This is a genomic window from Streptomyces mutabilis, assembly GCF_046628145.1.
Lineage (GTDB): Bacteria > Actinomycetota > Actinomycetes > Streptomycetales > Streptomycetaceae > Streptomyces > Streptomyces mutabilis.
Map to the genome: position 1 here is coordinate 7,116,888 of NZ_CP176874.1, position 19,333 is coordinate 7,136,220.

At 73.6% G+C, this 19,333-nt stretch carries 16 protein-coding genes; 6 read left to right on the forward strand and 10 right to left on the reverse strand.

Going from position 1 to position 19,333, the window contains the following annotated elements:
- The first annotated feature begins 7 nt into the window (after positions 1–7).
- The 3 genes from ACLIN4_RS31870 (at position 8) to ACLIN4_RS31880 (ending at position 2,787) form a co-directional block, all read left to right on the forward strand.
- Entirely contained in the window at positions 8–256 is a 249-nt protein-coding gene (locus ACLIN4_RS31870) for a hypothetical protein (protein ID WP_107479062.1), read from the forward strand.
- A gap of 3 nt (positions 257–259) precedes the next feature.
- Entirely contained in the window at positions 260–637 is a 378-nt protein-coding gene (locus tag ACLIN4_RS31875; protein WP_043384327.1) for a hypothetical protein, read from the forward strand.
- A 545-nt stretch (positions 638–1,182) separates the two neighbouring features.
- Complete coding sequence (locus ACLIN4_RS31880) at positions 1,183–2,787, forward strand: RICIN domain-containing protein (RefSeq protein WP_307651710.1); 1,605 nt, start codon at positions 1,183–1,185, stop codon at positions 2,785–2,787.
- A 237-nt stretch (positions 2,788–3,024) separates the two neighbouring features.
- Here the strand turns inward: ACLIN4_RS31880 and ACLIN4_RS31885 are convergent, their stop codons facing one another.
- Positions 3,025–4,194 (reverse strand): lactate 2-monooxygenase, encoded by a 1,170-nt coding sequence (locus ACLIN4_RS31885; protein WP_107480515.1) that lies wholly within the window; start codon positions 4,192–4,194, stop codon positions 3,025–3,027.
- A gap of 360 nt (positions 4,195–4,554) precedes the next feature.
- Here ACLIN4_RS31885 and ACLIN4_RS31890 point away from each other — a divergent pair, with 360 nt between their 5' ends.
- A complete protein-coding gene (locus ACLIN4_RS31890; RefSeq protein ID WP_100045506.1) occupies positions 4,555–4,989 on the forward strand; it encodes a protease inhibitor in 435 nt (144 codons plus the stop codon).
- Positions 4,990–5,159: 170 nt separating this feature from the next.
- Here ACLIN4_RS31890 and ACLIN4_RS31895 read toward each other — a convergent pair whose 3' ends face one another.
- The 9 genes from ACLIN4_RS31895 to ACLIN4_RS31935 form a co-directional block, all read right to left on the reverse strand.
- Positions 5,160–5,393: a CDGSH iron-sulfur domain-containing protein gene (locus tag ACLIN4_RS31895; RefSeq protein WP_107480514.1), complete on the reverse strand. Its 234-nt coding sequence runs from the start codon at positions 5,391–5,393 to the stop codon at positions 5,160–5,162.
- Positions 5,374–6,018 (reverse strand): HemK2/MTQ2 family protein methyltransferase, encoded by a 645-nt coding sequence (locus ACLIN4_RS31900; protein WP_411576475.1) that lies wholly within the window; start codon positions 6,016–6,018, stop codon positions 5,374–5,376. The genes ACLIN4_RS31895 and ACLIN4_RS31900 overlap by 20 nt, the downstream gene beginning before the upstream one ends.
- A 30-nt stretch (positions 6,019–6,048) precedes the next feature.
- On the reverse strand, positions 6,049–7,080 hold the full coding sequence (locus ACLIN4_RS31905) for an iron-containing redox enzyme family protein (protein ID WP_100045503.1): 1,032 nt from the start codon (positions 7,078–7,080) through the stop codon (positions 6,049–6,051).
- 56 nt (positions 7,081–7,136) lie between these two features.
- Positions 7,137–7,316, reverse strand: coding sequence for a hypothetical protein (locus ACLIN4_RS31910; protein WP_100045502.1), 180 nt, complete (start codon positions 7,314–7,316; stop codon positions 7,137–7,139).
- A 93-nt stretch (positions 7,317–7,409) separates the two neighbouring features.
- Entirely contained in the window at positions 7,410–8,423 is a 1,014-nt protein-coding gene (locus ACLIN4_RS31915) for a Ppx/GppA family phosphatase (protein ID WP_219181379.1), read from the reverse strand.
- A gap of 73 nt (positions 8,424–8,496) precedes the next feature.
- On the reverse strand, positions 8,497–11,355 hold the full coding sequence (locus tag ACLIN4_RS31920) for an NHLP bacteriocin export ABC transporter permease/ATPase subunit (protein ID WP_289909127.1): 2,859 nt from the start codon (positions 11,353–11,355) through the stop codon (positions 8,497–8,499).
- Between the two features lies 1 nt (position 11,356).
- Entirely contained in the window at positions 11,357–13,582 is a 2,226-nt protein-coding gene (locus ACLIN4_RS31925; RefSeq protein WP_290011973.1) for an NHLP family bacteriocin export ABC transporter peptidase/permease/ATPase subunit, read from the reverse strand.
- On the reverse strand, positions 13,579–14,385 hold the full coding sequence (locus ACLIN4_RS31930; RefSeq protein WP_107479094.1) for an HlyD family efflux transporter periplasmic adaptor subunit: 807 nt from the start codon (positions 14,383–14,385) through the stop codon (positions 13,579–13,581). Before ACLIN4_RS31930 ends, ACLIN4_RS31925 begins: the two co-directional genes overlap by 4 nt.
- A 98-nt stretch (positions 14,386–14,483) precedes the next feature.
- A complete protein-coding gene (locus tag ACLIN4_RS31935; protein ID WP_073728672.1) occupies positions 14,484–14,699 on the reverse strand; it encodes a hypothetical protein in 216 nt (71 codons plus the stop codon).
- A gap of 581 nt (positions 14,700–15,280) precedes the next feature.
- On the opposite strand from ACLIN4_RS31935, the gene ACLIN4_RS31940 reads away from it, so the two are divergent.
- Together ACLIN4_RS31940 and ACLIN4_RS31945 are read left to right on the forward strand one after the other, a co-directional pair.
- Positions 15,281–16,609: a S1 family peptidase gene (locus ACLIN4_RS31940; protein ID WP_289909125.1), complete on the forward strand. Its 1,329-nt coding sequence runs from the start codon at positions 15,281–15,283 to the stop codon at positions 16,607–16,609.
- A 181-nt stretch (positions 16,610–16,790) separates the two neighbouring features.
- A complete protein-coding gene (locus ACLIN4_RS31945) occupies positions 16,791–19,280 on the forward strand; it encodes a SpoIIE family protein phosphatase (protein WP_411576476.1) in 2,490 nt (829 codons plus the stop codon).
- Positions 19,281–19,333 lie beyond the last annotated feature (53 nt).

Here is a 19,333-nt window from a genome sequence, read left to right on the forward strand (position 1 = left end):
GGGAGGCATGCCAGCTCTGAACGTGGAGTTCAGCGACCGCGAGCTCGAGGACCTGCGGCAGATCGCCAAGGAACGCGGTACGTCGATGAAGGCGCTCGTGCGGGAGGCCGCCGCCGCCGACATAGCCCGGCACCGGGCGCTGCAGGAGGGGGCGGAGGCCTTCCGCCGGTTCTTCTCGGCCCACGCCGACGAGTTCGCGGCCGCCTTCCCCGACGACGAACGACCGCCCGTCACGGGCGAGGGGCGGGCCGCCTGACCCATGGCAGCGGTCCTGCACATAGACGTGCCCTGGCTGCTCCAGCGCCACGAGGAAGTACTGCCGGAGCAGCCCGTCATCAACGACTTCTCCGCGCTGGTCGCCGCCGTCGCCCGGCACCGCGTCGACCCGCCCCGCCTCGGCGTCGACTCCGATGCGGCCTGGCGGGCCGCCGCCCTGCTGCACACCCTCGCCGTGCTCAAGCCGCTGCCCGCGGCCAACGCCCGCTTCGCCTGTGCCACCGCCGTCGCCTACATGTACGCCAGCGATGTCGGCATGGACCCGCCCTACGGCGCCCTCGTCGACCTCGCGCGCGACCTGATGTCCGGCAAGGCCGATGTCTACTCGGCAGCGGACCGGCTGCGCTCCTGGCAGATCTGACCATCGGCGGCCACCGGCGGCCACTGGTGACCGGCAGCCGTCGGCAGTTCCGGAGCCGGCCTCTCGGGGCCGCCGACCGAGGGCGGGAGGAACGGGGTCGGCGGCCCTCCCGCGCGGGAGAGCCGCCGTCCCGCGCGGGGCCTTCCGAGAAGGGCCGTAGCCAGTCCACTACGCCGGGGCGTGCGCCGGGGAGCGTGCGCGGCGCACGGGTGAGTGCGCGGGTTTCACACGGGGCGCACGGAGAAATCCGAAAGCGGGCGCGAGCCGCAAGAGTTGCCGCGGAATCTGACCTTCTTTCAAAGCGGGCCGATGTTGCCCGGTCGCCTTGTTGGCCATGAGTGGTTTGTGCGAGAGTGAAGCACCCGTGCGGGGGGGGGGGGGGGGGTAAAGGCCGGGTCTCGCACGCGCGTTGAGGAACCCAGTCGAATTTCGCCGTGGCGAATTCACGCTCCCCACACCGCGCCCAAAAGGTATACACCAATCAGGGATCCCTTTTCGGCGACCGGAACTTCTGAGTCACACGCGCGTGGGAAGGAACGACCTCAGTGCCCACCCCCCACCCCCCTCGACCCGCCCACCCGCCCTCGGGCGCGGACCCCGGGGAGTCCGACGAGCTGCTGGCCGCGCGGCTGCGGGACGGTCCGGAGAACGAGGCCTCCCGGGCCGCCGCACTCCTCATGGCGCGGCACTGGCAGCCCGCCCATGACTACGCGACCATCTGCCTCGCCACCTCGGCCCAGGTCACGGACATGGTCACCGGCGCCGCCTGGCACCGGGTCCTGGACCGGCTGGCCCAGGGCGAGCAGGCCACGGCGCTGCGGCCGCGGCTGCTGGTGGCCGTGCGGGACACGGTCCGCCAGTGGTCCGCGGACGACGCGATATCCGCCGTTCTCCCGCAGTTGCTCAAACCCGCCGGCGGACGTGGCATGCGGGCGGCGAAGTCCATGACTCCGGAAAACCGCACGCTGGCCGCCCGGGCATTCGCGTCACTTCCCGGACCGGCCCGCTGTTTGCTCTGGCACACGGAGGTCGAAGCCGAACACATAAGTGTCCCGGCCGGTCTCCTCGGCATGGATACCGACACAGCGTCGGTCACTCTTGAACAAGCGCGGGAGAAATTCCGCGAGGGTTGCCTGGACGCCCACCGGCAACTCGCGCCCTCACAGGACTGCCGCTTCCACGGCCGGCTCCTCGACGTACCGATCCGCCGGGGCGGCGCCCTGCTGCCGGACGTCCGCAAGCACCTGGCCGACTGCCGCCACTGCCGGCACGCGGCCGAACAACTCGGGCACTTCGAGCGCGGGCTGGGCACGCTGATCGCCGAAGCGGTGCTCGGCTGGGGCGCCCGGCGCTATCTGGACTCCCGCCCGGGACGGGCGACGCTGAGCAACCTCACCAAGGGGAACGCACGGCACCGCGGCGGACGCCCGGGCCTGCTGGCCCGCATCCCCGTCCCGGTGCGCCGGCCTCCGGGCCGGCCGCGCTCCGGCCGGGCGGTGCTCAGACAGTTCGGCGCCGCGTCGGCGGGAGTGCTGGCCGTCGTGCTGGTGGTGAGCGTGTGGTCGTACGACGGCGGCGGCGCCGATCCGGCCGCCTCCACCAGCGCCGTGGGGGAGGACGGCACGGCGTCCGCGACCAGCCGGCCCGAGCCGCCCGGCGCGGCCGGGCTGCCCACGGCGGCGGACCGGGCGCGGCTGCGCAACGTCGCCGCGGACCTCTGCCTCGACGTCCGGGGCGAACCGAGGGCCGGTGCGGGCGCCCGGCTTGCGGAGTGCTCCGAGGCGTGGACCCAGCAGTGGACCCACGAGGACGACGGGCTGCTGCGCAGTGTCGCCGACCCGGGGCTGTGCCTGGACTCGCAGGCGGACGCCGGAGTCGTCATTCTCGGTACCTGCGCCGACGAGGGCACCGAGCGGGGCGACCACGTGCGTTACGACCTCACCGGGCGGGGCGAGTTGGTGCCGCGCTGGCAGCGGCAGCTCGCCCTCGCCGCCACCACCACCGCCCCCGGCACCGACGTCGTGGTCAAGGTGCACGACGGCTCCGACGCCCAGCGCTGGCGGACCGACCCGGTACCGGCGGAGGGCTCCCTGTCCATCGCCCGCACCGGCACCCCGGCCGCGCGGGCCGTGGAGTTGCCGGGCGACTGAGGAGGACCGGACGAGGCCCGGTGCGCCGCGGGCACCGCGCCGGGGGCGCCGGGCCGCCCGGGGGGCGGGGCTGTCCGCGTCACGGGTGACCAGCCGCCACGGGGACTCCGCGGACGCCGCACCGGGCCTCGCCGGGCGCGGGGCGTGGCGGGGGCACGTCCCGCGAGTGCGGCCCGGCCCGAACCCGAGGGCGGCGACGGCCCCGTGCGTGGGCGGGGCGACCGGGACCCCCGAGGGTCACACAGGGTCCTCGACGAGGTCGGCGGGGCCCGGCGTGGCCGGCGAGGCGTGTCCCGACAGGGCCAGGGTGAGGTCGAGTTCGGCGAGCAGGCAGCGGATCACGTGCTCCACGCCCGCCTGTCCGTCGAGGCCCAGACCGTAGACGTAGGGACGGCCGAGCAGTACCGCCCGGGCACCGAGCGCCAGCGCCTTGAAGACGTCGTCGCCGGTGCGCACGCCGCTGTCGAACAGCACGGTGAGCCGGTCGCCGACCGCGTCCACCACCCGTGGCAGGGCGTCCGCCGCCGCGACGGAACCGGCCACCTGACGGCCGCCGTGGTTGGAGACCACCACGCCGTCCATCCCCGCGTCGGCGGCCAGCCGGGCGTCGTCCGGGTGCAGGATGCCCTTGAGGACGATCGGACCGTCCCAGTTCTCCCGCAGGAACGTCAGATCCGGCCAGGACTTCGCGGGGTCGGAGAACATGCCGACGAAATGCATCACCGCCGCGTTCGGATCCTCGTGGACCGGCTTCGCGAGCCCCGCCCGGAACGCAGGGTCGGAGAAGTAGTTCGCGGTGCCCACCCCGTGCAGGAACGGCAGGTACGCCTGGTCGAGGTCGCGTGGGCGCCACGACAGCAGCGGGGTGTCCAGCGTGACGAACAGCGCGCTGTACCCGGCCGCCTTCGCCCGCTCCAGGAAGCTGCGGGCCACCTCGCGGTCCTTGGGCCAGTACAGCTGGAACCAGCGCTCGCCGTCGCCCATCGCCTCCGCCACCTGCTCCATGGGCGTGCTGGACGCGGAAGAGAGGATGTAGGGCACGCCCTGCGCGGCTGCGGCCCGTGCGGCGGCCGGCTCCGCGCCCGGATGCATGATCGACAGAACGCCGACCGGCGCGAGTGCCAGCGGGGCGGGCAGCGGGCGGCCCAGCACCTCGACCGCGAGATCACGCCGGTGCACGTCCCGCAGCATGCGCGGGACGATCCGACGCCGGTCCAGAGCCGCCCGGTTGGCGCGCGCGGTGCTGCCGTCCCCCGCGCTGCCGGCGACGTAACCGACGGGACCTGGGCCCAGGCGCCGCTCGGTGAGCTCCTCCAGGCGGGTCAGATCCGTCGGCAGGCGCGGAACGGTCCCCGTCATCCCGTTGAGGTAGATCTCGTACTGGAAGTCCGCCCAGTGCTTCGCCATCCCAGGTCCCGCCTCTCGTCGTCGAGTTCGCGCCGCCAGCACCATACCGACGAGTATGTCGGGCCCCGCCGCCAGGGGTAACGGGCATGTTCCGGGGGTGTTTCCGGCCTATTGACGAACGTACGGATCACGCCATCCGGCCAGTTCATGCCTCAAGGACCGATCAAGAACCGGCCCCTTCCGGACTTGGAACGTTCGAATTCTGTGACTTCACGCCACTGATTCAATACGCAAGGTTACCGAAATCCATGGGGTCGAGATGAGTTTCGGTGCCGGACTCGGCAGACTCGCGCTCGCCGTTCCGGCACCCACCGGGCCGGGCCGGCGATCACCCTCATCCCGAGCGGAAGGATGCACACAATGCGGAACACCGCGCGCTGGGCAGCGACTCTGGGCCTGACGGCCACCGCCGTCTGCGGGCCCCTCGCCGGGGCCTCCCTCGCCTCCCCGGCCACCGCCCCCGCGTCGCTCTACGCCCCCTCGGCCCTGGTGCTGACCGTGGGGTACGGAGAGAGCGCTGCCATCGCCGCACCGGTACGCGCGGTCACCCTGACCTGTGCCCCCAAGGCCTCCGGAACCCACCCCGCGGCCGAGGCGGCCTGCGCCGAACTGCGTGTCACGGGCGGCGACTTCGACGCCCTGAGAGCGGACCCCGGCGTCTTCTGCACCCGCGAGTACGCCCCCGTCGTCGTCACCGTCGACGGCGTGTGGCAGGGCCGGCACGTCTCCTACGAGCGCACCTTCGCCAACGAGTGCGTGAAGAACGCGGGCAGCGACAGCGTCTTCACCTTCTAGGACCGGGACCGGCCGCCCGTGCGGCGTGACCGACGGTTCGCTACTGGGGAGTGCGAGCCGTCACCGTACGGGAGGACGCGGTCCCGCACCGGGGACGGCGGACGGAGTGGGGCCGTCCGCCGTTCTCCGGGACCCGGAGGGCCGGCAGACCCGGGCTCCGGCAAGAGGGATCAGGGCTTCGTCGCCGCCGGCCCGTCACCGGAGCCGGACGACCTCGCCCGGTGGCTGGTGTCGCACCAGGGGTAGCGACGGCTGCGCCGGCAGGTGCACAGGGCGACCCGGAAGCGGTCGGAGGACACCGTCGTCCCGTCCTCCAGCTCCACCTCCACCGGTCCCTCCACCAGCAGCGGCCCCCGGCGCTGGACCTTCACCCGGCGCGGAACGTCAGACGGGTAGTTCGGCACGGACGACCACCAGCTCCTCCTCGTCGTCGGCCAGGGACAGCAGCCCGCGCTGCCGCAGCCAGCGTTCCCGGCCCCGCACCACGGGGCCGAAGCCGATCCGCTGCCGCCGGGACACCGCCGCCTTCAGGCCGGCCTCGCGCAGATTGCCGACGGTCCGCTCCGGATCGCTGAGGGCGGACTGCACCAGCAGCAGCACACCGCCGGGGCGCAGCAGGCCGGGAATCTCCCGGCAGATCCGGTCCAGGACGAGCCGGCCGTCGTGGCCCGCGTCCCAGGCCCGCGCCGCACCGCGCGGCCGGCGGCCGGCGCCGGGCGCCGGCACGTATGGAGGATTGGCCAGCACGAGGTCGAACGTCTCGCCGCGTACGGGCGTGAAGAGATCGCCGTGCCGGACGCGGACGCGCACCCCGGCCCGCATGGCGTTCACGCGGGCGGCGCACACCGCGCGCCACGACACGTCCACCGCGGTCACCCGGCCGCCCCGCCGGGCCGCCGCCAGGGCCAGGGCGCCCGTGCCGGTCCCCACGTCGAGTACGGCCGCGCCCGGCGGGAGCGACTCGTCGGACAGGGCCCCGGCCAGCAGGGCGGTGTCCTCCTGAGGGGCGTAGACGCCCGGTAGCACCATGAAATCCACGGAACCCAGGTACCCCGCCCGTCACGAAATATGGGACATGCCGGAAGGCGCGCGGGACGGCTCGGGCAGCGGCGTGCGCAGGGACGACCGGCCGGCCCGCCAGTCGGCGAGCAGCCGGGCGCCGAAGCGGTCCTCCAGATACCCGGTGGCGTCGATGCCGAAGGCGACGTCCCCCGCGAGGTGCGGCTCCTGTTCCAGCAGGCCGTCGATCACCTCGTGCCGGACGATCTGCTCGTGCACCGCGTCGGCCTCGACGTGCTCGTCGTAGAAGTGCTCGGCCGCAGGCCCGGCCCCGGTGCGGCGCATCGCCTCGGCCAGCCGCCGCGAGCCGGGCGACGAGGTGATCTCGACCGCCGCGAAATGGCCCACCAGGGCGCCGCGCAGGGACCGGTGCAGCCCGAACAGCGACATCATGTTCACCGTGGCCAGGCACTCCGCCGAGGCCGCGTCGAGATGCCGCCCGTAGGTCGTGTCCAGGCCCAGGTCCGTCATCAGGTCCGCGAACAGCCGGGCGTGCACCCGCTCGGCACGGCCGCCGCCGTACTCGTCGAACTCCACCGCCGCCATCGCCGCCTTCGCCCTGCCCCACAGCCGCGGCAGCACCCAGGCGTGCGGATCGGCCTCCTTGAGGTGGTACAGGGACCGCTGGGCCGCGTACTCGCGCAGCTGCCACAACTCGCCCTCGTCCCGCAGGAAGTGGCTGACGCCCTTCCCGTCGACGGGTTCGACGAGCAGCGCCCCGACCGCCTCCGCCACACTGTCGTGCACCGGGGTGTCGGCCCGCAGCGCGGACAGGAAGCGGTCCTCCAGAGCGGCCCGGACGCGCAACAGGCCCGGGTCCCACTCCAGGCCGGGGGACACGCCGGCGAAGCCGCGGTAGTGCAGCTCGTAGCACTGGTACAGGGCCAGTTGCAGGTCGTCGCCGTACGGCGACGCGGCGGCCACGGCCTTCGTGGCGGGCAGCGGGCCGGTACCCAGCAGATACGCGCCGACGGCCGCGGAGAGCGGGCCCCGGGCCGTCGGCGGCTGTGGTCCTTCGCGGTCGGTCTCCATGGCGCCGCGAGTACCCGCGGGGCGCCGTGGCACCCCTGTTCGTGCCGGGTGACGCGTCACTCTCCCTCGGCGTCCTTCTGGGCGCCGGTGTTCGGCGACGTCGCGTCCCCGGCCTCGCCCCGGCGCGGGCCCTCCTCGGCCTCGGCGTCACGGGGCCTGGCCTCCTCGATCTCGCGCAGGACCTCCTCGATGGCGGTCTCGGGCTGCTTGTGGTCGGAATCGCCGTTGCGGGACACGGGTGTCTCCTCTCCTCGTACGGTCGGGTCTCCTCGTACGGCTCGGTCGCTCCGTACGGTGCGGTGCGCGGCGGGCGTGGTCCGCTCGCGCGGTCAGCTCGACGTGCCCGCGATGCGCAGGGGCACCGGGGCGGCCGGGGCGGTCGCCTCGTCGTTGTGGCGGATGACCTCCGCCCACCAGGACGGGCCGTCCTCGATGTGACGGAGCAGGACGCCCTCGCGGATCGCCCAGGGGCAGAGCGTGACCGACTCCAGGCCGGTCAGCTTCATCGCGGTGTGCCCGACCACCGCCCCGGCCAGGCTCTGCGCCGCGCGCGGCGCGGAGATACCCGGCAGCCGGGCCCGCTCGTCGGCGGTCAGCGCGGCGAGGCGGTCGGCCGCCTCACCCAGGTCCGAGCAGAGCATCCGCCGCTCCACGAACGGACCGTGCCGCCCCGGCGGCGCCCCGCACAGCCGGCCCAACTGCTGGAAGGTCCGCGAGGTCGCCACCGCGGTGCGCGGTCCCTCCCAGCGGATCCGTGCCGCCACGTCCCGCAGCTGATGGCGGACCTTGCGGCGCAGCGCCCGGACCTGCTCGGGCGGCGGCGCGTCCTCGCCGCCCGCCAGGAACTCGTGGGTCAGCCGGGCCGCGCCCAGCGGCAGCGAGGCGACGAAGTCGGGCAGCCGGCCGCGTCCGAAGGCGATCTCCAGCGAGCCGCCGCCTATGTCGAGCAGCGCGAGCGGCCCGGACCGCCAGCCCATCCAGCGCCGGGCCCCCAGGAACGTCAGCTCCGCCTCCACCTCGCCCGGCAGGGTGCACAGGGCGACGCCCGTACGGTCGCGGACGGTGCGCAGCACCTCACGGCGGTTGGGTGCCGCACGCACCACGGCCGTCGCGAAGGCCAGCGGGCCGGCGGCCCCCCACCGGGCCGCGGTCCTGCTCGCGCCCTCGACCGCCCCGACAAGGCGCTCCACGGCCTCCTCGGGGACCGGATCACCGGGCTTGACCTGCTCGGACAGCCGCAGCCGCCACTTCGCGGTGTGGACCGGCAGCGGCACCCCGCCCTCCGCGTCCGCCACCATGAGCCGGACCGTGTTCGACCCCACATCCACCACGCTGATACGCATGAAGTCGCAGGTACCCATTTCCGGCCGTTCCAAGGGCCGACCCGGCCGGTACGGCCGGAAAACCGCGCCCCGGTCAGGCCAGCTGCCGCCGCACCAGCTCGTGCAGCCGGCCGCCCGTGTCGGCGAGGAGTTCGGCCGGCGGGCCCTGCTGGGCGACCTTGCCGTCCTCCATCACGATCACGCGGTCGGCGTCCAGCACCGTGGACAGGCGGTGCGCGATCACCACGCGGGTGGCGTTGAGCGCCTTGGTCGACTCGATCACCCGGCGCTGCGTCTCGTTGTCCAGGGCGCTGGTCGCCTCGTCGAAGAAGAGGATGCGCGGCCGGCGGATCAGCGCCTGCGCGATCATCAGCCGCTGCCGCTGACCCCCGGAGACCGCGCCGCTGCCCGAGACGATGGTGTGCAGGCCCATCGGCATCCGCTTGATGTCCTCGGCGAGGCCCGCCATCTCCGCCGCCGCCATCGCCTCCTCCGGCGTGTACGGCTCGGTCCCGCAGATGACGTCCAGGATCGAACCGGTGAACGGCTGCGCGTGCTGGAGCACCACCCCGCACTGCCGGCGCACCGCCGACTGGTCGAGCGCGGCCAGGTCCTGGCCGTCGTACAGGACGCTGCCCGACAGCGGCCGGTCGAAGCCGATCAGCAGCCGCAGCAGCGTCGACTTGCCGCAGCCGCTGGGGCCCACGACCGCGACGAACTCGCCCGGCCGCACGTCGAAGGAGACGTCGTCCAGCACCAGCGGACCGTCGTCGGTGTAACGGAACGACAGCCGCCGCGCCTCGATCGCCCCCGACAGCGGGCCCGGCCGGGTGCTGGCCGTGCGCACCTCGGGGGTGGCGTCCAGGACCGGCCTGATCTCCTCGAACAGCGGCAGCGCGGCCACCGCCGACACGAACGCGCCGGTCAGCTGGGTGACCGAGGTCAGCAGCATCGTCACCGACGCGTTGAACGTCAGGAAGTCGGCCGCCGACATCGAACCGCGCGCGGGACCGGCCAGCAGCATGAACATCAGCAGGGTGCACAGCGGCAGGTACACCGCGCCCAGCACCGCGTTCAGGTTCTTGACCCGCCCCGCCCGCTGCTGGAGCTCACGGCTGCGCGCGAACTGCTCCGCCCACGCCGCGTACGCGTAGTTCTCGGCCGCGGCCACGCGCAGCTTGGGCAGCCCGCGCAGCGTCTGGAACGCCTGGTTGTTCAGCTTGTTGGTCAGCTGGACCAGCCGCCGCTGCCAGCGCACCTGCCACAGCCCGAGCCCCAGGAACACGGCGGCCACGACCACCAGCATGCCCATCGCGGCGAGCGCCATCGGCACGCTGTACCAGAGCAGCAGCCCCAGGTTCATCGCCCCGACGGTCACCGACTGGGCCACCGTCGGCCCGACACCCGCCAGCAGTCTGCGGATCGCGCTGATGCCCATCGCCGCGCTCGCCAGCTCACCGGTGGAGCGCTCGGTGAAGAACTTCGTCGGCAGCCGCAGCAGCCGGTCCCAGACGGCCGGCTGGAGGGTCGCCTCGATCCGGCCCTCGAGCCGCAGGATGGTGAGGTTCTGCATCAGCATGAAGGCCGCCGCGACGACACTGCTCAGCATCACCGCGAGACACACCTGAACGATCAGCCCCGTCTGGGCCTTCGGCACGAACTCGCCGAGCACCTTGCCCGTCGCGACCGGCACCAGCGCGCCGAGCGCCACCGTCACCAGCCCGGCGAGCAGCAGCCCGGCCAGGTCACGGCGCGTGCCCTGGAGGCAGAACCGCAACAGCCGCAACGGGCTGAGCCGCCGTTCGGGCAGCGGCCGGTAGAACATCACCGCGCGGGGCTCGAACTCCTCGGCGTTCGCCTTCTCCACCGGCGTCTCCCGGCCGGTCGCCGGATGCACGGCCACGTAGCCGCCGCGCCGCCACAGCAGCGCCACCGGCGCCCCGGACAGGGCCCGGTGACCGACCAGCGGCCCGACGTCGTCCCGCCACCAGCGGCCGTCCAGCCGCACGGTCCGGGTGCGCACGCGGGAGGCGACGGCGACCCGTTCCACCGGATCGATCCGGTCGCTCTCGGTGCCGTTCTGCGCGGGCTCGGCGAGCGGGATGCCGGCCGCCCGGGCGACCAGCTTGCAGGCCGCGTACGTGGCGTCGGCGTCGGCGGCCGTACTCCGCTGTCCCGACCGCTTGCCGATGGAGGCCAGCAGCGTCCGGTCGGCCTGGGCGCGCACCGCCTCACCGGCCTTGATGCCGGCCGCCGTGCGGGTCTCGTGCGTCCGCTCCAGCTGCTCGATCCAGCGGTCCAGCGTGGTCAGCAGCCGGTACTGCTGGTCGACCATGCTCTGCCACAGCGCGGGGTCCATCAGCAGGTCGGCGGCCGCCTCGGCGCCGTACACCGCCCCGTACTGCACGCTGCCCGGCGGGACCTGCATCCAGAACACGTCGTCGTCCTCCCCCACGCTCGAATACGCCCGTGCGGGGGGACCCCCATGCGCCGCGGCCCGTTCGGTGGCCATCGGAGCCTGGAACAGGACGGTCAGGCTGCGGCCGACTCCCAGGGCGAGGGCGTACTCCAAGGGGCTCGTCTGCGGCGGCACGTACTGGGGGTTGCCGTACTCGTCGTACGACCAGGTCTGGGTGCTCGCGGGCTGGTACAGCTCGCGCAGCCCGATGCGGTGCACCACGCAGTCCCGCAAGGGACGGGCGACCAGCGTGTGCTGGGGCCCGGCGACCGGTCCGAGCAGCACCGAGCCCGCCTCCAGCCGGCCCAGGTGGTGCCAGTGGCCCTGCTCCTCGGCGTCCACCGCGAACAGGTCCACCGCGCCGGACGCCACCAGCCACAGCACCTGCGGCCCTTCCAGGTCCAGGCGGCCGAACCCGGCGCAGTCGACGCGGGTGCCCAGCGAGCCGAGCGCCCCGAGGACGAGATCGCCCTGTCCTTCGTGCACGGTCGTCATCTCAACGCTCCCTGACCAGCGCCGCGTAGGCGCCGCCGTGCGCCACCAGCTCCTCGTGCCGGCCCCGCTCCACGACCGTGCCGTGCTGGAGCACGACGATCTCGTCGCTGTCCCGGACGGTGCTGAGCCGGTGCGCGATCACCACACAGGCACAGCCGCGCCGGCGCAGGTTGTCCATGACCACCAGTTCGGTCTGAGCGTCCAGGGCGCTGGTCACCTCGTCGAGGACGAGGATGCTGGGCCGGCGCACCAGGGCCCGCGCGATCTCCAGGCGCTGGCGCTGCCCGCCGGAGAAGTTGCGGCCGTCCTGCTCGACCCGGCTGTGGATGCCGCCCGGCCGGCGCATCACCACGTCGAGGAGGGCCGCGTCCTTCAGCGCCTCCACCACGGCGTCGTCGGGGACCGACGGGTCCCACAGCGCCACGTTGTCGCGCACGGTGCCCTCGAAGAGGAACACGTCCTGGTCGACGAAGGAGACGGAGGACGCGAGCGCCCCGCGCGGTATGTCCTCCAGCCGCTGACCGTCGATGCGGATGACGCCGTCCCACGGGGCGTACAGGCCCGAGATCAGCCGGGACACCGTGGACTTGCCGCTGCCCGACCCGCCGACCAGCGCCACCTGCTGCCCCGGTCCGACGGTCAGGTCGAAGCCGGTGAGCAGGGGCTTGTCGAGGGGGTTGTAGCCGAAGGAGACGTTCTGCAGCTCGACGTGGCCGTGCAGCCGCCGCGTGGAGTCGCCCGTGCCGTCCGGCCGGTCGTACAGCGGGTCGGTGCGGAAGTTCTCCACGTCCTTGAGCCGGGCCACGTCGGCCGCGAAGTCCTGGATGCGGCCCGCGACACCGTTCAGCCGGGTCAGCGGGGCCGTGAAGCGGACCACCAGCGCCTGGAAGGCGACCAGCAGACCGACCGAGATGTGGCCCTCGACCGCCCGCATGCCGCCGATCCACAGGATCAGCCCGCTGTTGAGCGTCGCCAGCGTCGGCGCGACCACGCCCAGCCAGGCGCTCGGCACCCCGAGCCGCTGCTGCTCCTCCAGGGTGGTGGCGTGCTGCCCCGCCCACTTGCGGAAGTAGCCGTCCTCACCGCCGGTCGCCTTCATCGTCTCGATCAGCTGGAGGCCGGTGTACGCGGTGTTGGTCAGCCGCGCCGTGTCCGCCCGCAGCTTCGCCGTACGGGTCGCGCGCAGCCGGATGACGACCCGCATCGCGAGGATGTTCAGCAGCGCCACGCCGATGCCGACGAAGGTGAGCTGGGGGTCGTACGTGTACAGCAGCACGGCGTACAGGACGACCACGATCGCGTCCACGCCCGCCGCGGCGAGGTCGCGGGCCAGAGTCTCGGCGACCGCGTCGTTCGACTGGAGGCGCTGCACCAGGTCGGCCGGGCTGCGCTGGGAGAAGAACGTCACCGGCAGCCGCAGCAGGTGGCGCAGGAAACGGGCGCTGGAGAGGGTGGAGGAGATGATGCGGCCGTGCAGCAGGTTCGCCTGCTGGAGCCAGGTCAGCACGACGGTGAGCAGCACGCAGGCGCCCATCGACGCGAACAGCACGCCCAGCAGCGAGGTCTGCCCGCCGATGAGGAACATGTCGATGTAGGTGCGGCTGAGCGCGGGCACCGCCGCGCCGACGGCCACCAGCAGCAGGCTCGCCAGCAGGGCGGCGGGGAGTGTGCCCGCGGTGCCGCGCAGCCGGGCCGGCATCGCGCCGAGCACGCCCGGCTTACGGCCGCCCCGGGTGAAGTCCGCGCCGGGCTCCATGGTCAGTACGACGCCGGTGAAGGAGCCGTCGAACTCCTCCAGGGACACGAAACGGCGGCCCTTGCCGGGGTCGTTGATGAACACCCCGCGGCGGCCGAAGCGGCGCCCCATGCCGTCGTAGACGACGTAGTGGTTGAACTCCCAGAACAGGATGGCCGGTGCCGTCACCTCGGCGAGCGCGGCCAGGTCCATCTGCATGCCCTTGGCGGTGAAGCCGTAACCGCGGGCCGCCTTCAGCAGATTGCTGGCGCGCGATCCGTCGCGGGAGACGCCGCAGGCGATGCGCAGCTCCTCCAGCGGGACGTGCCGGCCGTAGTGGGCGAGGACCATCGCGAGGGAGGCGGCACCGCACTCCACGGCCTCCATCTGGAGCACGGTCGGCGTCCGTACCGTCTTCTTCCGCGCCCTGGGCGCCGTGCGCTTCGGCGGGGCGGCGCGGCGTCTGCCCCGGGTCTCCTGTGCGGTGCTCACGGCAGCAGCCAATCGACGGGGCGCTCGTCGGCCAGCCGGATCGAACCGGTGGCCATGGTCATGGAGGTGAGGCGGAAGGGGGGTCCGTCCGCGGACGACCACTCGTAGCCGCTCTTCGTGGACTTCGAGGTGTCCAGCCGGACCGTCACGGCCACCGGCCTGCCCTCCTTGGTGAACTGCTCGCCGAGCTGGCTGTCGCCGAGGAACGCGGCGATGGACTGCGCCGACTGCGCCGAGCGGTCCACCGACTTCACCTCTCCGTGCAGCACGCCGTACTGCTGCGCCGGCACCGACTGGACGGTCAGGTCGACGGAGGCGTGCGCGGGGATGGCGGCGGCGTTCTCGGCGGGGACGTAGACGGTGGCGTAGAGGGGATCGTCGGCGTGGGCGACCTTCTCGACGGCGGCGACGTTCGCGCCGGTCTGGATGATCTGCCCGACCGTGGCGGCGAGCGCGCTGACCCGCCCCGCGTCGATCGTGCGGACCACGGTCTCACCCTCGCTCGTACGCACCTTCAGCACGGGGGCGTCGGCGGGCAGCCGCTGTCCCTGGCGCGCGAGGACCGCGGTGACCTGGCCGGAGACGGGGCTCTGCAGGAGGTAACTGCCCTGGCCGTGGGTGAGGACGGCGGGCGCGCTCACCGTGGAGGCCACCGAGCCGCCCACCGCCCACACGGACGCGGCGGCCATGGCGACCACGGTCACGGAGAGCACCAGCCAGCCCTGCGGGCGGGCGAAACGCACCGGGAGGTCGAGCTCCTCCGGCGACTGGAGTTTGGCGAGGGCCTGTTGGCGGAACTGCACGTCGGACGTATCCCAGTGTGTTGCGAAGAGCCGCTGGTGAACCGCCGAAAAGCCCCGGAGCCTGGATGGCTCCGGGACTCAGCGGCACAAGGGCGCGATCAGAGACCGGCGACCAGGTTGGTGACCGGGGCCGTGTTCAGGCCGGTGACGCCCTCGACGGTGCCGATGGCGGTGTTGACCAGGCCGGAGACCGGGGCGATGCCGTCCACCAGGCCGGTGACGGTGCCGACGGCGTTCACGTTCAGGCCGCCGGAGACGTTGTCGAGGTCGGCGTCGGAGATCTCGACGGTCTCAACCTGGGGGGTGGAGTTCATGATGGAACTTCCCTTCGTATAGCCATTTCACAAGGGGGGAGCGGCCCCCTCTGGGGACAGATGACGGCCGCGACCGCGGGCGCCGGGCGCCCGTTTCCGGAGCCCTCCGCGGCCCCCGCGGTGCGATGGATCAAAGCACGCGGCCGGTCCGCCCTTCCAATCAATCACCCCCTCCCACCAGGGCACTTGCAACGCCGGGGGGCCCAAGCGTGCAGGTGTGCGCACGCCTTCGCGGCGACTTCTTCACACGGGCCGCGACATCGACCCGTGCGACCCCCTTGCCCGTACGGAGGCGAATCCGGCACTCCCGCCCCAAAGGCGTGCGGGGCGTCGCGGGATTGTGCAGATCCGACAACGGGGGTGACCGGGTTGGGCATTCGATGTGCAGATTCGCTGAAGCAGGGATTCCGCTCCGCGATCGGAACAGAGCGTTATCGATCGATCGCGGAGAGTCTTGATCCGTGGTGATTGCCAGGCCTCGCTGAACGCCCCGTCCGGCCCGTGCGTACCAACAGCCATCCAGGCGCCCCAGACAGCTGCCGGAACGGCGGCACGGACCCCGTCCCAGGAGGTCGAGAAGGTTGAGTCACAAGCGAATTCCGAAGCGCAGGGCCGCGATCGCGGCGGGAGGCGTGGCGGCGCTCGGCGCGGCCGCCGTCCTGCTGCCCAACGCCAACGCCTCCCAGGACGGCGAGTCCTTTGGCGACACGGCGGCGGCGCCGAGGACCCTCAAGGCGGCGGACGCGTCGGATCTCGCCTCGCAGCTCGCCGGCCTGCTCGGCGACGCCTTCGCCGGCTCCTACTACGACGCCGACGAGCAGCAGCTCGTCGTCAACGTCGTGCCGGGCGACAACAACCAGGTCATCGTGGAGGCGAAGAAGGCCGGCGCGGACGTCCGCGAGGTCGACAACAGCATGAGCGAGCTGCGGACCGGCGCGCGGACCCTCAAGTCCGAGGCGACCATCCCGGGCACCTCGTGGGCGATCGACCCGCGTACCAACAAGATCCTGGTCACCGCCGACAGCACGGTCACCGGCGCGGACTGGGACCGGCTGGAATCGACCGTCGAGGGCCTCGGCGCGGGCATGGCGACCATCAAGAAGTCCGCCGGCACCTTCAAGACCTTCGTGTCGGGCGGCGACGCCGTCTTCGGCGGCGGGGCGCGCTGCTCACTCGGTTTCAACGTCACCGCGGGCGACGGCGCTCCCGCCTTCCTGACGGCCGGTCACTGCGGCGTGGCGGACGACCGGTGGTCGGACGCGCAGGACGGGCAGCCCATCGCCACCGTCGACCAGGCGGTCTTCCCCGGCGAGGGCGACTTCGCGCTCGTCAGGTACGACGACCCCGCCACCGAGGCGCCGAGCGAGGTCAACCTCGGGGACCAGACCGTTCAGATCAGTCAGGCCGCGGAGGCGACGGTCGGCCAGCAGGTCTTCCGGATGGGCAGCACGACCGGACTGGCCGACGGGCAGGTCCTCGGCCTGGACGCCACCGTCAACTATCCCGAGGGGACGGTCACCGGACTCATCCAGACCGACGTGTGCGCCGAGCCGGGCGACAGCGGCGGCTCCCTGTTCACCCAGGACGGCCTGGCGATCGGCCTGACCTCGGGCGGCAGCGGTGACTGCACGGTCGGCGGCGAGACCTTCTTCCAGCCGGTCACCACCGCCCTCGAGGCCGTGGGCGCCACCCTGGGCGGCGACGGCGCCGGCGCCGGGCAGGCCGGCGGAGCAGGGTCCGGCGTGGGTGACCAGGCCGGCGGTGAAGCGGCCGGGGGCGGTGACGCCGTCGGCGGTGGTGACGGGCAGGTCGGTGACGGGGCCGGGGCCGGGGCCGGTGAGGCCGGTGACGGGGCCGACGGTGACGGCACGGGTGCCGGCGGCGGTCACGGATCCGGTCTCGCGGGCTGATCCGTACGCCCGGCAGCAGCACCGGTGGCAGGGGCCGGCCCTCCGGGGGGAGGGTCGGCCCCGCGCGCGGCCACCCGCACTCGTACCGCGTATGACGCCGCACGCTCCCCGGCCTCGACCGCCCTCGAGCCCGGCCTCTTCCCCCGGATCCCCCTCTTCCCGCCCCGCAGGGGCTGCGCGGATGTCCCATAAGCGCTGTAATGGCGGCGTGGTCAGTGAGGGCGCGGTGGAACGCGGAGCGAGAACGCTGCGCGCCGACGGTGCCCTGAAGGCGGTCGCCTCCGTACCGGACCCGGGCGAGCGGTCGCGCCGCGTCCTCGAGCAGGCGCTCGTCTTCGCGGGAGCCTCGTTCGCCGCCCTCTACGCACCCGGCGAGAACCCGGAGCTGCTCTGCCTGGCGGAGTCGGTGGGCGTGCCGCGCACCCTGTACGGCGTACGCGACAGCTACCCCGCCTCCGGCGGTTCCCCGGTGGCCGACGCCCACCGCGAGGGGACGCCGGTGTGGCTCGGCCCCGAGGAGTTCGCCGGGTCGGCGGAGTCACGACGCGTCCCGTCGAGCGGCTTCTCCCTCGCCGCCCTGCCGGTGCGTGGCGACGGCGGCGGCTGCCTCCTCGCCCTGACCGAGCGCCCGGAGGGCTTCGGCCCCGAGGACCGCGCGTGCCTCGAGCTGATCGCGGACGCCGTCGCCTGCCCCGCCCCGGCCGTGGCGGTCGAGGGCGAGGGCGAGGAACTGCAACCGGGGGCCTTCTCCCTGGCCATGGACACCGGCCGGGTCGAGGTCGGCGACGACATCCTGCGCCTGTTCGGCCTGGCGCCCGGCGAGTTCGACGGCAAGGTCGAGACGCTGCTCGGCCTCACCGTGCCCGAGGACCTGCCCTCGCTCATGTCGGTGACGGAGGCCGACCACATGACCATCGGCGACCGCGAGCTGGAGTTCCGCGTGCTCCAGCCCACCGGCCCGCCGAAGTGGCTGCGGCTCAGCGGGCGCCTGCTGCCCGGCGGCGAGGGCCGGCCCGCCCGTCTCGTCGGCACCGTCGCCGACGCCTCCACCCTGCGCCCCGACGTGACCGACGTGGCCCGCGTCCAGCGCCTGGCCGCCGCGCTGGCCACCGCCGGCACCGTGCGCGACGTCAGCCAGGCCGTGGTCGCCGCCCTGCGCAGGCCGCTGCGGGCCGACCGGATCGCGCTGGCCGAGCTGGAGAACGACCGCCTCGTCGTCACCGTCCTCGACCCGCCCGAGCCCGAGTCCTGGCCCGAACTGTGGCGGACGGAGTGGCGTACCGAATGGCCCGACGCGCCGGTGCGGGCCATGCCCACCCTCGCCGCCGCGCTGCGCGAGGGCCGCGCCCGGATCTGGCCGGCCGGCACCGGCGACCTGGAACCCGCCCTCGCCGACGTCGGCCCCGGCGGCCTCGCCGTACTGCCGCTGCCCGCCGGCGGCCGCATGGCCGGCGCCTGCCTCATCGGCTGGGACACCCCGCACGACTTCGGTCCCGACGAACGCGCCCTGCTCACCGCCTCCGCCGGCCTCGCCGGTCAGGCCCTGATGCGCGCCCACGCCTTCGACGCCGAGCACGAGCTCGTCGGCATGCTCCAGCGCCAGCTGCTCCCGCGCCGCCTGCCGAAGCTGCCCGGCGCGGTCGCCGTCGCCCGCTACCTGCCCAGCACCGCCGGACTGGAGCTGGGCGGCGACTGGTACGACGTGATCCCGCTGCCCGACCACCACGTCGCCCTCGTCATCGGCGACGTCCAGGGGCACAGCGCCGGCGCCGCCACCCTGATGGGCCAGATGCGCACCGCCCTGCGCGCCTACGCCGCCGAGGGCCACCCGCCGGACGTGGTGGTCTCCCATGCCAACCGGCTGCTGATGGACATGGAGACCGACCTCTTCGCCACCTGCGTCTACGTCGACCTCGACATGGAGGCGGGCGCCGCCTGGTGCGTGCGGGCCGGGCACCCTCCGCCGGTGCTGCGCCACCCCGACGGCAGCACCGAGATCGCGGAGGCGGAGGGCGGCCCGCCGCTGGGCGTGGTGCGGCAGGCCGACTTCCCGATGAGCCCGCTGCGGCTGCGCCGCGGCACCCTCATCGCCCTCACCACGGACGGCCTCGTGGAGTCCGCCGAGGCCGACATCGATGAGGGCATGGACCGCTTCGCGCACGCGCTGGCCGTCTCCGACCCCGCCCACCTGGGGCTCGTCGCCGACGCGCTGCTCGGCAACGCCCGCCGCAGCGACGACGTCGCCCTGCTCCTGGTGCGCTACGACGGCATGGCGGTGCGACCGCTGCGCGAGAGCTGGTCGGTGTGGCGGCTGCCCGAGGCCGTGCGGCACGCCCGCCGCTTCACCCGGCGCACCCTGCGCTCCTGGGGCGTACCGGACGACGACGCCGACGGCGTCCTCCTGATCGTCTCCGAACTGGTCACCAACGCCCTCGTGCACACCGACGGCCAGGTCCGCCTCGACCTCGCGCTGATCAACGGCCGGCTGCGCGTCGCGGTCGCCGACGCCTCGCCCCGTACGCCCGTCAAGCCGACCAGCATCGGCTGGGAGGCCACGGGCGGACGCGGCATCCTCCTCGTCGAGGCGATGTCGGCCACCTGGGGGACCCTGCCGGTCAGCGGCGGCAAACAGGTCTGGAGCGAGATCCCGGTGGGCCGCGGCCCGGACTGAGGTGCCGGGACCGTCCGGCCGGGTACCCGCCCAGCACACCCGACCGGCGAGCA